A 14949-nucleotide genomic window follows, 5' to 3' on the forward strand; every position below is an offset into this window, starting at 1 on the left:
GCACGAGGAGCGCTTCATCCGTGCCGAATAAAAATAATGAGTTTATATTATCATGGGAGGTAATATATGGAACAAATTAAAATGAAGCAAAGCGGCAAATATGATTTGCCTTTGACAATCGTTAGCCTGGCCATACTATTTACCTTTGTAGGTTTCATGTTTGTTAAGCCGGATATAACCCTGAATGGAGTCAGCAGTGCGTTCGATGCCATTATAAAAATAACGGGTTCCGTGCTTTTAGTATTTACTCTTTTCACCTTATGTGTTTCCATCTATCTAGGGGCCGGCAAGTATGCAGACATAAAGTTTGGAGATGAAAAACCGGAATATTCGCTTTTTAGTTACATAGCAATGATGACTCTTGCAGCGCTGGCATCTGCCGCTTTATACTGGTCATTTACAGAATGGACATATTATTATACTACCCCAGGACTTGGAATGGAACCGGAAAGCATTGAAGCCCTGGAGTCATCCCTGGGGTATCAGTTTTTCCACTGGGGCATTTCAGGACAGTGCGTCTATGTCTGCATCGGTGCTGCCATGGCATATGCTTTCTACATTCGTAAGGTTCCTCTATTGCAGACCAGTTCGGTATGCTGCGCAATGATGGGCGAATTCAAAGGAAAGAGCTTTGTAGGAAAGTTGATTGACTTTTGCGTAATCTTTGGAATCGTCGGCGGTCTCGGATGCTCCTTAGGACTTGCGGTTCCATTGGCAGGAGGCGCATTAACGAAGCTGTTTGGTATAGAAGTGACAGGTCCTGTAAAAATCGGAATTGTTGTGGTAATCGCGCTGGTATTTACATTCACATCGTTTATCGGAACCAAAAAAGGTATGAAGAATTTGAGCAACATTACGGCAGGGTTATGTATCGTGTATTTGATTTATGTATTCCTTGTAGGTCCGACCACATTCATCATGAAAAATACGGTAAATTCATTCGGCTGGATGATCTTCGAGTTTCCCCGTATGAGTTTGTATACGGACCCGGTTACCAATTCGGGATTTCCAGAGTCATGGACGTTGTTCTTCCAGGCATTCTATTTGAATTATGCAGCCATGATGGGTATTTTTGTTGCAAAGATCTCGAAAGGCCGAACACTTCGTCAATTGGTATGGGCTACTTTACTTGGCATTTCTGCCGGAGGATGGTTCCTGTTTGCTATTAATGGAAACTTCTCAATTCATTCCCATATCACAGGGCTTTCAGACATTGTAGCCCTTGCGAACAGCGGTGTAGGTGAGAGAGGCATCTTTGATGTAGTGGCATTGCTTCCAGGCGGCAGCGTGTTGCTCCCGGTCGTATTGCTGATCGTTATTGTAGGCTTTGTCGCATCATCACTTGACAGCGCTTCCTTGTCACTGGCACAGACTACCACAAAAATGACCGAGAATGACGGGGAAGTGAATAAATGGTTCAGAGTATTTTGGTGTTTTGTTCTCACTCTGGTACCGCTTTCCATTCTACTTGCAAATGCATCTTTTTCAGCCCTTAAGAACTTATCAATATTAATTTCTATTCCATTTATGGTAATCGTAGCTTTTATGGAAATCAAGCTGTTAAAATGGCTGTCGGAGGACCGAAAAGCCGGTAGGCTTGAAAAATATGGTATCAAATAGGAATGAAAGTAAACTGCAGACACGCTCTGACCGGGTGTGTCTGTCTGGAGGAGAATATTATGGCAAAAAAAGAAAAAACAACAGCTTATGTTCTTGATACGATGAACTCCGCATTCAGTTACGGAAACAAGCTGACGGAAGATCAGCTTTATGCAATTCATGCTGCAAGTTTGGAAGTATTGAGTCAAGTAGGTATTAAAGTAGAAAGCCGTAAGGCAAGAGATCTTTTTGCGGAAGCAGGGGCAACCGTTGCCGGAGATAATGTAAAGATTCCTGTTCATTTGGTAGAGGAATCCATTCAATCAGCTCCCTCCGTGATTTTACTTGCCGGCCGGAATCCTAAAAATGATTACGTCATCAAGCAGAAAAAAGTCGCTTTCATAAATTTCGGTGAAGGTGTCAATGTCATTGATCCATATACAAAAGAATACAGAAGATCGACAAAGGTGGATCTTGAAAGAAATACAAGAGTGGCAGATGCGATCAATGTGCTGCCGATTGCATATCGTTCGGTTGCTTCCCAGGATATTCCGGGTCCTGTACAGGCACTTCATAATATGGAGGCTATGTTCCACAACACTTCCAAGCATATTTTTATCGGTCCTGACGGCGAAAAGAACGCCCTAAAAATTATAGACATGGCAGCTAAAATCGTTGGGGGCAGGGAAGAACTGAAAAAAAGGCCGATCGTTACTTTCAACGTATGCCCTACAAGCCCGCTGCAGCTGAACCCCGCTGCATCTGATGTAATTATTGAAGGCGCAAAGGCCGGAATTCCTTCCAATATTATTTCAATGGCTTTATCAGGAGCAACGGCTCCGGTTACTTTGGCAGGGACATTGGTAACCCATAACGCGGAGGTATTATCGGCAGTCGTCCTGAGTCAGATTGCCTGCAAAGGAGCACCGGTTTTTTATGCAAGCTCTACATCGATTATGGACATGAGACATCTGACTACTCCTGTGGGCTCTCCGGAACTTGCAATGATCAGCAATGCTGTTGCACAGCTGTCTCAATATTATTTGCTGCCCAGCTTCGTGGCAGGAGGATAGGCGGACAGTAAAGTTCCGGATGCGCAGGCCGCTCATGAGAAAACCTTAACCGCTCTTTTAGCTGCACAGGGTGGAGCTAACCTTATATACGGTGCAGGTATGCTTGAGCTTGGAATGACATTCGATTTAGCTCAATTATTAATTGACGCTGAGATATTTAAGATGGTATTGCACACGATCAATGGATTTATCGTTAACGATGAAACATTGGCATTGAATGTAATCAAAGAAGTAGGTACGGGTGAATTTGTTTCCCATCCTCATACAAGCGGCAACTTTAGAAGGATACAGTCTCATTCGGATCTGATCAACCGACAGGCCAGGGATGCCTGGGTTGCAGGCGGAAGCAAGACTATGGCTGACAAGAGTTATGAAAAAGCGATTCATCTATTGGAGAATCATATTCCTGATCCGTTAAGTCAAGAGGAAGCAGATTATATCCGAAAGATAATAGAAGATGCGGAAAAGGAATATGGCGTAAAATAAGTATTTATCTTATCATAGGAGAATGGAAATGAGTAAAATCTTTAAAAAAATAATGGAGGCTGTGGAGGAAGGCGATAAAGAAGAAGTCATTGCACTCGTCCAGGAAGGCCTTGAGGATGGAGAGACCCCCCAGAGCATTTTGAATGACGGACTTTTAGAAGGGATGAACTTAGTAGGGGAACAGTTTAAACAAGGGACGATTTTTGTTCCTGAAGTATTGATGTCTGCACAGACTGTTGATGCTGGTATGGAAATATTGAAGCCTCTGCTGAATGCGGGTGACATAAAGAATGCCGGCAAGATCGTTTTTTGCACAGTTGAAGGCGACCTTCATGATATCGGGAAGAAGCTATGCAGTATGCTGCTGCAAGGCGCGGGATATGAAGTTATAGATCTTGGGGCAGACGTTGCTGTTGACAGGATCCTAGACGGCGTTAAAGTACATAAACCTGACATCCTGGCCATGTCTGCAATGCTTACGACTACGATGCTTTCCATGGATACGGCCGTAGAATCGTTAAAGAAGGAAGGTCTTGATCAAGTTGCTGTTATGATCGGCGGTGCTCCGCTGTCAAACGATTATGCATTAAAAATAGGGGCTAATTATTCAGAGGATGCTGTCGGCGCTGTTGAGCTGGCAGACAGATTATTAGGCAATTAATAAGGGGGGAACGATATGGCAAAAGAATTAATTTTTAAATCACTAAGACATGAGAAAACCAGTGACATACCATGGGTCCCATTTGCTGGAGTTCATGCCGGCAAAATCGTAGGTTATACAGCTGAAGAAGTGCTGACAGACGAAGACAAACTGGTGGAAGCTATTCTGGCAGCAAATAAGTTTTATATCCCCGATGGATTACCTGTTTTATTTGACCTGCAAGTGGAAGCAGAGATTTTAGGCTGCGATCTTCTATGGGCGAAGAACAATCCCCCGTCGGTCAAATCCCATCCATTGGAAGGTGAAAATAAGTCGATCCCCTGCAATTGCAAAATTCCCACAAGAGAATCCGGAAGATTGCCTGTGATTCTTTCTGCAATGAGGAGAATCAAGGCCGAAATCGGCAGTGAAGTAGCTCTTTACGGATTAATTTGCGGACCGTTCACCCTGGCATCCCACTTAAGAGGAAGCGATATCTTTATGGATATGATTAACGACCCTGCGTATGTTAAGGATCTGGTAAACTTTTGCTCACAGGTGGCGGTTCAGATGTCCGAAATGTACATTGAAGCAGGCATGGATGTCATCGCAGTCGTTGATCCGCTTGTCAGCCAGGTTTCGCCTAAACATATAGAGAGGATGCTTTCCGAAGGTTTTAAGGCAGTATTTGATTACATAAGGAACCAGGGAGCTTACTCCTGCTTCTTTGTGTGCGGCAATGCAACCAAGCAGATCGAGGTAATGTGTCAAATGGGGCCGGATGGGATATCGGTTGATGAAAACGTCAATCTTGCAAAGGCAAAGGAAATCACAGACCGATACAACATTTCCATCGGCGGAAACATTCCCCTTACAACGACAATGCTGCATGGAACCCAGGAGGACAATATGAAAGGAGTGATAGATCTGCTGGATAGTATTGCGGATCATCATAACCTGATCATCAGCCCCGGTTGTGATATGCCGTATGACACGCCCATAGAGAATACCGTGGCATGTGCAGAGGCAGTTAAGCATCCGGAAAAGGCAAGACAGCTAATTGAAAACTATCAGGTTGTGGTTGATGATATCCATGTAGAGCTTCCTGATTATGCCAGCCTCGACAAGGTACTCATTGAATTGTTTCTATTGGATCCTGAACAGTGTGCGGCATGTACCTATATGCTTGCTGCTGTTGAAGACGCATACAATGATATGAAAGATATCGCAGAATATAGAGTTTACAAGTACTTTATCAAGGAAGACATCGCAAGAACAAGAAAAATGGGAATTGCTAATCTGCCGACCATGTGTATCAACGGCGAGCAGAAATATATTTCAATCATTCCAAATAAACAGGAATTGATCGCAGAAGTAAAGAAATATGTAAAATAGCATACGGCTAAGGATAGACTTTGTTATGAGGCAGCCTTGACAGCGGCGGTTTAGTCAATGGTTGCCTCTGTCTTGAAAGAGGGAAAAAATGAGGAATGAAATAGTTGAATTTAATGAAAAAGAAGCATTTGAAAAAGCGAATGATTATTTCATTAAAATATGCGGCTTTCCTGACAGAGAGAAAAAGCGCAGAAAATTGTTTGACTTGGGTATGGAGGCGAGAAGCCAGGGTTTGGAAGGCATTCGGATGAAAGCCATTGTATCCTCTTATGGCGCGGAGGTGTTTCATAACCATAAAGTGATTATTGAAGGAACGGAGTTTCACTGTCCTGCATTTGCGCAGATCCAGCAGGATCATATTAAAAAAGTTTATATGTATGCACTCACTGCAGGCGAATGCATCTATAGCGACGGAGACGATATCGTAAAGCAAGTATTTTCCGATATATGGGGTACTGCCTATACGGATTCTGCGAGGGAACTCCTGGAAGGATATATCGAGCAGGATATGGAAAAAGAGTTTCCCGGCCGGCTCGGCAAGGATCTCTTTCTGTCCGACGCTTTCGGCCCCGGGTTTTATGGCATGGACGTCAGCCAGACAAAAAATTTGTTCCGGATCCTGGCTACGGATAGCATCGGAATGCAGGTAAAGGAAAGCGGCCTTATGCTGCCGGTGAAAAGTTGCTCCGGACTTTACTTTGCTGTGACCAATACTGAAAATCTTCCTCATCCGAGCTGCAAGGAATGCATGGGAAACCTTATGGGGTGCAGCTTTTGCAGGTTCAGACACGAATTAAGAGGATGATCGGCTGGAGGGATATGATATGAAAATTCGCTTTTTACCAAAAGGTTTAGAATACACATTTGAAACCGGAAAATCTGTACTCAAGCTGGCAGCCGAAGCCGGTGCTGCCATCGACGGCAACTGTGCCGGTAACGGTACTTGCGGCAAATGCAAAGTCAAAGTGATCTCCGGAAATGATGAAAAAATCAGCAGAGAAGAAAAATTGCTGCTGTCGGTGGGCGAGATCAGGGCCGGATATCGTCTGGCCTGTAAATTTAGGCCTATAAATGATGTAATCGTTGAGGTTCCCTTGGAGGAGGATGCGGTTAAAAGAAAAACGAAGCTGATGGCAATGCCGGACAGCCTGATCATACAAAACGGATACAAGAAACAATTTGTTCGTATCGAAGAATCCACGATTCAAAATCAGGCATCGGATTTAGAAAAAATAAAAAAAAATTGCGGTTTGGATGAGCGGGGGACCATTTGTTCCGAGCTTATAAAGAAAATACCTGACCTTCTTTCCGAGAAACGGGAAATTACTGTAACGGCTCGGCAAAATGAAATCATCGATATAGAAGCGGGAGATGCAACGACAGAATGTTATGGCTTGGCGTTGGATATCGGTACGACAACGGTTGTGGGTCATTTATGGAACTTGATCACCGGCGAGCTGATCGGAGTGAACGCAGTGACAAATCCCCAGGGGGTATTCGGTGCCGATGTCATTTCGAGAATTACATATGCCAATGAAAGCAAGGAAAATCTGGAAAATATCCACCAAAAGATCATCGCTTGCATAAATGGCATCGCTTCTGAATTTTCAGAAACTTACCACGTGAAATTGGAGCATATATATGAAATCACCTTTGTCGGCAATACAACCATGAGCCATCTGTTATTGGGCGTTAATCCAAGACAACTGGCTGTGGCGCCTTTTGCACCGGTGTTCGTGAAAAGTGTTGCCGGATTGGCTTCCGAACTGGGAATCCGTATCAATAAGAACGCAAAGTATTATTTGATGCCTATTATTGCAGGACATGTTGGTTCGGATATCACCGCAGGGATCCTATCGACAGGCATCATGCACGGAGATGGTATCCATTTAATGCTTGATGTAGGGACCAACGGCGAAATCGTTCTTACAGGCAGAGGATCGGCTATCACCTGTTCCACCGCCGCCGGTCCGGCATTTGAAGGCGCATCCATCTTTAAAGGAATGAGAGCCGCCGAAGGTGCAATAGAGAAAATCAAGATTGAAGATGATGTCCGTATTCAGGTGATCGGCAGTACAGTACCTACAGGAATCTGCGGTTCCGGAATTATCGATGCGGTAGCACAGCTTATCAACAGCGGTTTGGTTGATTGGACCGGAAAATTCATAAAGCCTGAAGCTATGATAGAAAAAAATATCCCGGAATCGATCATCTCCCGTTTTCGGAAAAGTGAAAGAGGAAATGAATTTGTCCTGGCCTACAATTCTGACGGGGAAGACATCGTCATTTTACAAAAGGATATCAGAGAGGTACAGCTTGCCAAAGCAGCAATCTATGCGGGGATCAGAATCCTGATGAATCGGATGGGTATCACGGATGATGATCTCGACAAGATCCATATAGCAGGTGCTTTCGGCAATTATATCGACATAGACAGTGCCCTGACAATTGGGCTGCTGCCTAAAATCGATAAGGATAAAATCATATCGGAAGGCAATTCAGCAGGAATCGGCGCATGCATGGCCCTGCTTTTTTCCGATAAGCAAAAAGAAGCCGAGAGAACGGCAGAAGCCGTTATTCATGTAGAACTTGCTTCCTGCACCGAATTTCAGGATGAATATGTAAAGTCCATGAGTTTCTGATCAGGTGATTTTAGAGGGAGATCAAGTTAAAGTGAGGTTTGTGATGAAAGAAAAAAGTGGTATGGATTTATTTGTACATCCGTTAACAAGGAACCAGATCGTTGATCTTCTCAAGGATAACAGCCCGGAATTAAATGAAGAGCTTTTCAGCCGTGCCAGAAAAATCAGAGAAGATATCTTTGGGAAAAAGATATTTATTTACGGATTTGTATATTTTTCAACCTTTTGCCGGAATAACTGCAACTTCTGTTATTTCAGAAAGTCAAATGAAATTGAACGATACCGGAAATCTCCGGAAGAGGTGGTCGATATTGCAAAACAGCTGGCCGCGTCGGGAATCAATCTGATCGACCTTACGATGGGAGAGGACCCGGGATATCATCAGGAGGAATTTAATACCGTACTGGAAATCACAAAGATCATGAAAGAGGAGACGGAGCTTCCGGTCATGATTTCACCGGGAGTTCTCAGTGACCGATTGATTGATAAATTTGCTGAGTTAGGAGTCGAGTGGTATGCGCTTTATCAAGAGACTCACAATGAAGAGCTCTTTAAAAAATTAAGGCTTCATCAGGATTACTTTGAGCGCATGGACTGTAAAATGTATGCAAAAGAAAAAGGGATGCTGATTGAAGAGGGCCTGCTAGCCGGAATCGGTGAGAAGGAAGAGGATATCGCTGATTCCCTTATGGTTATGGGAAAAATCGGTGCAAGTCAGATGAGAGTCATGAGCTTTGTTCCTCAGAAGGGCAGTCCGATGGAGAATGCCGAGACTCCGGACAGAAATGTTGAAATGAAGATTATCGCATTGATGCGGATCCTGTATCCATATGCGCTGATTCCTGCTTCATTGGATGTGGATGGTATTAAAGGACTTCAAGAACGGATCAACGCGGGAGCGAATGTCGTAACTTCGATTATCCCTCCCCAATCAGGACTCATGGGCGTAGCTCAAAGCACCATGGATGTAGATGAAGGCGGCAGAACGGTAGAGGAAGTGAAACACATTTTGGATGGAATGGGACTTTCTGTTGCAAGCGCATCAGAATACAAAGAATATTTAAGAACCCTGCCGCAGCGTTCAGCAGCAGCTTCGGGAGGTGTAACGTGTTGAAAATTGCGGTTGTGGGTGGAAAGCTTCAAGGAACAGAGGCTTTATACCTTGCAAGGAAAGCCGGAATAAAAAGTCTTCTCATCGATAAAAATGAGAATTCAATTGCTTCCGGTATCTGTGATGAACTTGCGTTATTTGATGTGCGAAACAAGGAAAAGGCTTTGATAGACCTTTTGAAAACGGCGGACTTCATCTTGCCGGCGCTGGAGAATGATGAGGTACATCAGGCTTTGCTTGAAATTGCGCAAGAAAATAATCTGAAGCTTGCATTCGATATGCCTGCCTACGCGGTCAGCTCCTCAAAGCTGAAATCGGATGAATTGATCAGGATGAACCAGATCCCTTCACCACGCTATTATCCTTATTGTAAAAAGCCATACATAATTAAGCCTTCGAGGGAAAGCGGAAGTTCCGGTGTCAGAAGAGCAAATACCGACATAGAGCTGGAAGCTTTTTTGAATACTAAAGGAAAAAAAGGAAATTGGGTCATCCAGGAGTTTCTTGACGGGCCGTCCTATTCTATTGAAGTAATCGGTATGCCTGGAAATTACAGGACATATAGAATTACGAAAATCCATATGGATGAGGTCTATGACTGTAAAAGGGTAACTTCGCCGTGCCCTGTTACTGAGGCGCAGAGAAAACGGTTTACTGAAATTGGATGCGAGCTGGCAGAACTGATCAACCTTCATGGCATCATGGATGTAGAAGTGATCGATGATGAAGGGATGCTTAAAGTACTTGAAATCGATGCAAGGATTCCTAGCCAGACACCGACTGTCGTCTACCATGCGTCGGGGATGAACCAGCTTGAGGAACTTGCCGACATCGTATTGTACGGAGATTTTCGTCACCCGTTGAAGGATCTGGGAAGACATTGTTCCTACGAGCATTTTAAAATAAATAAAAATGGATACTTTTCGGGCGGCGAACATATCATGTGCAAAGCAAGGCCATTGATTCTGCAAACAAACTTCTTCGGCGCTGATGAGGCGTTGACTGATTATGACGAGGAACATGATGAATGGCACGGCACTTTCATCAATTGGGCGGACACCGGAGAAGAACTTGAAAGAAAACGAAACAATATGATTCAAAAACTGAAAAACTCCTTTCCAGGTGCAGACAGAGAAGTTTGCAAGGGGAGTGTTGATCGGAGGTGAAAAAGATGGGTGCTGTTAAGAAAAATATCAGATCGATTCCAATTGATGAGATAAAAGGGATCGATATCATGTTCGGTGGTCAGATGAAACTGGACGTCAGGAATATTCCAGATAAATTCAAACCCTTTTTCGATAAAACCCGGAAGGATTCTTTTGAAACTCTGAAATTGGACGGAATTTTTGAATCCTATGAAGTGGAGGAGATCAAAGATCATCAGATCAGGCTTTGCAGCGGTGAGGTTCTGGAAAGCCCCATGCTCGCACGGGCATTCCGCCAATCTTCAGAGCTGGTGTTCTATGTGGTCAGCGTGTCCGGGTACGAAGCCCTCGATGATGCGGAAGAAAATATGATACAGAAGCTTTTTCTTGACAGCTGGGGCACGGCAGTGGTGGAGTGCGGTTCATTGTACTTAAAAGAGAGTCTTGCGGCAGAATTGGAAAAGCAGGGTGTTTATTCTACATTTGCCTTCAGCCCGGGACAGCATAACATAGCGATGGAGCTCCAGAAGATTATTTTCAGATTGCTGGAACCGGAAGCCATCGGAGTAACGCTGAACAATTACTGTTTAATGCACCCCAAAAAGAGTGTGTCCGGCATATTCGGAATCGGGCAGGAACGGTACGATGAAAAAATACGGCCGTGTGATTTCTGCGATCACAGGGAAACCTGCAGCAGCGCCTATGGGGGGCATAAAAAATAGGATTTTCTCCATATGAAAAAAACAGGGCTTTTCATGCGGCAGCCTTGTTTTTTTTTGTTTTTGCAGGAAATTATATTAAAAAAATTAGTTTTATTGAACAAATTTCATTAGGTGGTACATGGATATTGTCCACGTGCTCCCACAATATGGTTTTTTGAAAATAATTTGAAGGCAATTGTGCAAAAATATAACGATAGTACAATTGTAACGTAAAAAATAAAGGATATTATGCAGTAAACTATTTTAATTAATACCATGAAAAAACAGCTTGTTCGGTTATGATTGATATGATGCTAGGAGATGCCGAACCATTTATAATAAATTCTTTACACGATATAATGACGGAAATTTTACGCTGCGTAAGAAATGAATACTATGGTCATTATAATTTTTTATTTAATGATGATACATTAAAAAAGCTAAAACTATTTTAAGAGGAGAAGGGAGTTTGTTTATGAACGAAGTTTCAGGATCAGCTAATGCATCTGCAGTTGCTGCAAAAAAGAAGTTATCATCTAATTTTTTTAAGAAAGGAATCACCGTCGCAATACTTTCCGGTATGTGTTATGGATTGTATTCCGCATTTTTGACTTTAGGGATGTCTAACGGCGTCTGGGCTGACTGGTATGGTGTTAACACAGCTGCGTTATCAGCTTTCGTTATTACATACATGTTAGGAGCCCTTGGCAGTGCCATCAACGATACTATCAGTGCTATCTGGTGTCTGGGTATTGCCGGAGCAAAGGGTAAGGTAGGAGATTTTTTTAGAACTCTGAAAACCAAACCGGGTAAAGTCATGATCGCTGCTGCTCTTGTCGGTGGTCCTATTTCAAGTACGGCTTATGTAGTTGCACTGCAGATGGCTGGTTCAATCGTTATTCCTATCACTGCTCTTTGCCCTGCAATTGGAGCAATCTTAGCCAGAATTTTGTTCAAACAGAAATTAAATGCCCGTATGCTTCTTGGTATCGCTATTTGCTTCATAGCAAGCTTTATGATTGGCAGTACAAGCCTGGGCGGTGATGCTCCGGAAGGACTGATGCTCGGTATGCTGATCGCCTTTATTGCAGCGCTTGGCTGGGGTCTTGAAGGTTGTGTAGCCGGTTACGGAACATCCATGATCGACTACGAAATCGGTATTACAATTCGTCAGGTAACATCTGGCCTTTCAAACTTAATTATCTTAGTACCTATTTTCGGAATCCTTTCAGGCGGCGGAATCGGACTTGCTACCGACCTTATCGGACAAGCAGTATCCAGCGGTCCTGCTATGATCTGGTTTGTAGTCAGCGGTTTCTTCGCAGTGTTCGCATACAGCTTATGGTACAAAGGAAACAGCATGTGCGGTGCTGCTCTCGGTATGGCTTGTAATGGTGCTTACTCCTTCTGGGGACCATTCTTCTGCTGGATCGTACTTGGCGTAGTAGTTGGTCAGGACGGCTGGGCACTTCCTCCAATCGCTTGGGCTGCAGCTATCGTAATGATTATCGGTATCTTAGTAATTGCTATGAATCCGTTGGACTTATTCAGAAAGAAGGAGGCTTAATACTATGAAACCATTGAATTATGCTATTTTAAAATATTTTACAACCGTAAAAGAAGCTTGCGCAGACGACGTAATCGAAGCCTTGAAGGGTGAATACGGTAACTTTAAAGCGCTGAGAAAGCCCGCCGTAGTGGAGGCCATTATGACTGCCGAAGCAAACGGACTTCTTGAAGAAACAAGATTCGATCTGGATGCAAAGGGTGAATTAAGAGTTTACTACCACGCACATGAAGAAGGTACGGCAACCATCAACAGCTACATTAAAGATTAATAGAGAATATGAATGGAATTTTTCAGGCGGAGGCAAAAGACCAGGGTCTTTGCCTGAAAGATTCAAAAACCAAAAAACAAACAAAGGAGGAACATAAAGTGAGGTATTATGGAGAGCAGGCGTTAGGCCTTGTGGAAACAGTTGGAATGGTTCCTGCGATTGAAGCAGCGGATAAAATGCTAAAGGCAGCCGATGTGGAACTGATATCCTATGAAAATGTAGGCTCAACACTGGTTACCATCATGGTAAAGGGAGATGTTGCAGCTGTGAGAGCGTCTGTGGAAGCAGGAGCTGAAGCTGCTGCTGCTATCGGAAAACTGACTGCACACAATGTTATGCCAAGACCGATCAAAGCAGTCGGCGACATTGTTTCCGTGCATGATATTGATAAATAGTATTAACGAAAGAGAAAGGAACGACAGATGAACAATTTCGAAGCTTTAGGTTTAATAGAAACATTCGGTCTGGTTTTTGTTTTAGAGGCGGCAGATGCAATGTGTAAAGCAGCTGATGTTGAATTGATCGGTTACGAAAACGTAGCTTCCGGATATATTTCCGTGTTGGTGCGCGGAGATGTAGGAGCATGCAAAACTGCCGTAAGTGCCGGCGTGAAAGCCGTTGAGGATATGGGCGCCGAGGTTTACAGCTCCGTTGTAATCGCAAGACCGCATCCGGATCTTGAAAAAATTGTTGCTCGTTATTCATTAGAAAACTTACTTGGTTAATTTGTTTTACAAGTTGGGTGAACTAAGAAAGGAGAGTTACAAATGAATATAATTGATAAAGATTTGCTCTCCATCCAAGAATCCCGGATTCTTGCGGAAAATGCCCGTGAAGCGCAAAAAATACTGGCCGCCTTTTCTCAGGAAAAACTGGACGTGATTGTGGAACGCATGGCAGAGGAAATTGAAAAACATGCCGGCGAACTGGCGAAGATGTCCTGTGAGGAAACGGATTACGGTATCTGGCAGGATAAATATATCAAAAATAAGTTTGTCTGCGAGTATTTGCGCACTGGACTCAGAGGAATGCGTTGCGTAGGTATTATAAAGGAAGATCTGCAGAACAGGACGATGGATGTGGGTGTTCCCAAAGGTGTTATCATCGCATTGTGTCCCGCAACCAGCCCTGTTTCCACGACTATTTACAAGGCTTTAATTGCAATCAAGTCCGGTAATGCCATTATCTTTTCTCCGCATCCACGGGCAAAGGAGACGATTTGCAAAGCTCTGGACATGATGATTGAAACGGCAGAAGCTTATGGATTGCCGGAAGGAGCACTGGCTTACTTACATACAGTGACACAAAGCGGTACGGTGGAATTAATGAACCATCAGGCAACTTCGTTGATCATGAATACAGGAGTACCTGGTATGCTCAAAGCGGCATATCATTCCGGGAAACCGGTGATTTACGGCGGGAACGGAAACGGGCCGGCATTTATTGAACGAACAGCGGACATCAGGCAGGCAGTCAGCGATATTATTGCCAGCAAGACCTTTGACAACGGAATCGTATCGGCTGCGGAGCAATCAATCGTTGTAGACAGCTGCATTGCAGACGAGGTAAAAAGGGAACTGCAAATACGCGGAGCCTACTTCATGACAGAGGAAGAATCTCAAAAACTTGGTTCTCTGCTTTTCCGTTCTGATGGAAGTGCCGACTCTGAAATGGTTGGCAAATCAGCGCGGGAATTAGCCAAAAGAGCAGGTTTCTATGTACCGGAGAATGTGGTATTACTGATTTCGGAACAGAAATATGTTTTTGAGAAGAATCCTTACTCGAAGGAAAAGCTCTGTCCGGTTTTAGCTTACTATATTGAAGATGATTGGATGCATGCCTGTGAAAAGTGCATAGAGCTTCTGCTCAGTGAGAGGAACGGACATACACTTGTAATCCATTCTAATGATGAAGAGGTGATTCGCCAGTTTATCTTAAAAAAACCGGTAGGCAGAGTACTGGTAAATACTCCGGCTACCTTCGGAAGCATGGGGGCTACCACCAACTTGTTTCCGGCCATGACTTTAGGCAGCGGTTCGGCAGGGGAAGGTATTACCTCCGACAATGTATCACCGATGAACTTGATTTATATCAGAAAAGTCGGATACGGTGTGCGAAAGCCAGAGGAAATTACAAATAAGGGCTTGGCAGGAGAAACATCTGATGCTTGCGAGCCTGTCATGCCGGAGGAGTACAATCAAGAAAATATACAAATGTTACAGCGTATTTTACAAAGTGTTATCCAGGAGCTGAAAACCAGCGACTAAAGAGCGGTAAAAATAAAGTTCGCCGGCACAAATGCGGGTAGATGCGTAAGTG

At 43.8% G+C, this 14949-nt stretch carries 13 protein-coding genes and 1 pseudogene; all 14 read left to right on the forward strand.

Features of this window, described 5'->3' with window-relative positions:
- Positions 1 to 66: 66 nt before the first annotated feature.
- The 14 genes and pseudogenes from KCX82_RS05765 to KCX82_RS05830 all read left to right on the forward strand — a co-directional run bounded on the left by KCX82_RS05765 (position 67) and on the right by KCX82_RS05830 (position 14897).
- Positions 67 to 1620 carry a BCCT family transporter gene (locus tag KCX82_RS05765; RefSeq protein WP_227017496.1) on the forward strand — a complete coding sequence of 518 codons (1554 nt, stop codon included), beginning with the start codon at positions 67 to 69 and terminating at the stop codon, positions 1618 to 1620.
- A gap of 101 nt (positions 1621 to 1721) precedes the next feature.
- Positions 1722 to 3158: pseudogene (gene mttB / locus KCX82_RS05770) on the forward strand ([trimethylamine--corrinoid protein] Co-methyltransferase).
- 28 nt (positions 3159 to 3186) lie between these two features.
- A complete protein-coding gene (locus tag KCX82_RS05775; protein WP_227017497.1) occupies positions 3187 to 3819 on the forward strand; it encodes a cobalamin B12-binding domain-containing protein in 633 nt (210 codons plus the stop codon).
- A 15-nt stretch (positions 3820 to 3834) separates the two neighbouring features.
- On the forward strand, positions 3835 to 5193 hold the full coding sequence (locus KCX82_RS05780) for a uroporphyrinogen decarboxylase family protein (protein WP_227017498.1): 1359 nt from the start codon (positions 3835 to 3837) through the stop codon (positions 5191 to 5193).
- A gap of 88 nt (positions 5194 to 5281) precedes the next feature.
- Complete coding sequence (locus KCX82_RS05785; protein WP_227017499.1) at positions 5282 to 5998, forward strand: vitamin B12 dependent-methionine synthase activation domain-containing protein; 717 nt, start codon at positions 5282 to 5284, stop codon at positions 5996 to 5998.
- A gap of 19 nt (positions 5999 to 6017) precedes the next feature.
- Positions 6018 to 7835 (forward strand): ASKHA domain-containing protein, encoded by a 1818-nt coding sequence (locus KCX82_RS05790; RefSeq protein WP_227017500.1) that lies wholly within the window; start codon positions 6018 to 6020, stop codon positions 7833 to 7835.
- A 43-nt stretch (positions 7836 to 7878) separates the two neighbouring features.
- Entirely contained in the window at positions 7879 to 8949 is a 1071-nt protein-coding gene (gene pylB, locus KCX82_RS05795) for a methylornithine synthase PylB (RefSeq protein WP_227017501.1), read from the forward strand.
- Positions 8943 to 10112 carry a 3-methylornithine--L-lysine ligase PylC gene (gene pylC / locus KCX82_RS05800; protein WP_227017502.1) on the forward strand — a complete coding sequence of 390 codons (1170 nt, stop codon included), beginning with the start codon at positions 8943 to 8945 and terminating at the stop codon, positions 10110 to 10112. The genes pylB and pylC overlap by 7 nt, the downstream gene beginning before the upstream one ends.
- A 5-nt stretch (positions 10113 to 10117) precedes the next feature.
- On the forward strand, positions 10118 to 10813 hold the full coding sequence (locus tag KCX82_RS05805; protein ID WP_227017503.1) for a hypothetical protein: 696 nt from the start codon (positions 10118 to 10120) through the stop codon (positions 10811 to 10813).
- 454 nt (positions 10814 to 11267) lie between these two features.
- A complete protein-coding gene (locus tag KCX82_RS05810) occupies positions 11268 to 12359 on the forward strand; it encodes a hypothetical protein (protein ID WP_227017504.1) in 1092 nt (363 codons plus the stop codon).
- 4 nt (positions 12360 to 12363) lie between these two features.
- Positions 12364 to 12630 carry a hypothetical protein gene (locus KCX82_RS05815; RefSeq protein WP_227017505.1) on the forward strand — a complete coding sequence of 89 codons (267 nt, stop codon included), beginning with the start codon at positions 12364 to 12366 and terminating at the stop codon, positions 12628 to 12630.
- A gap of 98 nt (positions 12631 to 12728) precedes the next feature.
- The gene (locus KCX82_RS05820; protein WP_227017819.1) at positions 12729 to 13025 is read left to right on the forward strand and encodes a BMC domain-containing protein; all 297 of its coding nucleotides are present in this window, start codon (positions 12729 to 12731) and stop codon (positions 13023 to 13025) included.
- 27 nt (positions 13026 to 13052) lie between these two features.
- Positions 13053 to 13355 carry a BMC domain-containing protein gene (locus KCX82_RS05825; RefSeq protein ID WP_227017506.1) on the forward strand — a complete coding sequence of 101 codons (303 nt, stop codon included), beginning with the start codon at positions 13053 to 13055 and terminating at the stop codon, positions 13353 to 13355.
- Between the two features lie 42 nt (positions 13356 to 13397).
- A complete protein-coding gene (locus KCX82_RS05830; RefSeq protein WP_227017507.1) occupies positions 13398 to 14897 on the forward strand; it encodes an aldehyde dehydrogenase family protein in 1500 nt (499 codons plus the stop codon).
- Positions 14898 to 14949 lie beyond the last annotated feature (52 nt).

The sequence above is a fragment of the Sinanaerobacter chloroacetimidivorans genome, assembly GCF_018128545.1.
Taxonomy (GTDB): Bacteria; Bacillota; Clostridia; order Peptostreptococcales; family Anaerovoracaceae; genus Sinanaerobacter; species Sinanaerobacter chloroacetimidivorans.

Bases quoted from the DNA above. Each gene is read 5' to 3' on its own strand.
- KCX82_RS05765 (WP_227017496.1), top strand. From the start codon at position 67: ATGGAACAAATTAAAATGAAGCAAAGCGGCAAATATGATTTGCCTTTG.
- KCX82_RS05780 (WP_227017498.1), top strand. From the start codon at position 3,835: ATGGCAAAAGAATTAATTTTTAAATCACTAAGACATGAGAAAACCAGT.
- KCX82_RS05830 (WP_227017507.1), top strand. From the start codon at position 13,398: ATGAATATAATTGATAAAGATTTGCTCTCCATCCAAGAATCCCGGATT.
- KCX82_RS05825 (WP_227017506.1), top strand. From the start codon at position 13,053: ATGAACAATTTCGAAGCTTTAGGTTTAATAGAAACATTCGGTCTGGTT.
- KCX82_RS05790 (WP_227017500.1), top strand. From the start codon at position 6,018: ATGAAAATTCGCTTTTTACCAAAAGGTTTAGAATACACATTTGAAACC.
- KCX82_RS05810 (WP_227017504.1), top strand. From the start codon at position 11,268: ATGAACGAAGTTTCAGGATCAGCTAATGCATCTGCAGTTGCTGCAAAA.
- KCX82_RS05785 (WP_227017499.1), top strand. From the start codon at position 5,282: ATGAGGAATGAAATAGTTGAATTTAATGAAAAAGAAGCATTTGAAAAA.
- KCX82_RS05775 (WP_227017497.1), top strand. From the start codon at position 3,187: ATGAGTAAAATCTTTAAAAAAATAATGGAGGCTGTGGAGGAAGGCGAT.
- pylB (WP_227017501.1), top strand. From the start codon at position 7,879: ATGAAAGAAAAAAGTGGTATGGATTTATTTGTACATCCGTTAACAAGG.
- KCX82_RS05805 (WP_227017503.1), top strand. From the start codon at position 10,118: ATGGGTGCTGTTAAGAAAAATATCAGATCGATTCCAATTGATGAGATA.
- KCX82_RS05815 (WP_227017505.1), top strand. From the start codon at position 12,364: ATGAAACCATTGAATTATGCTATTTTAAAATATTTTACAACCGTAAAA.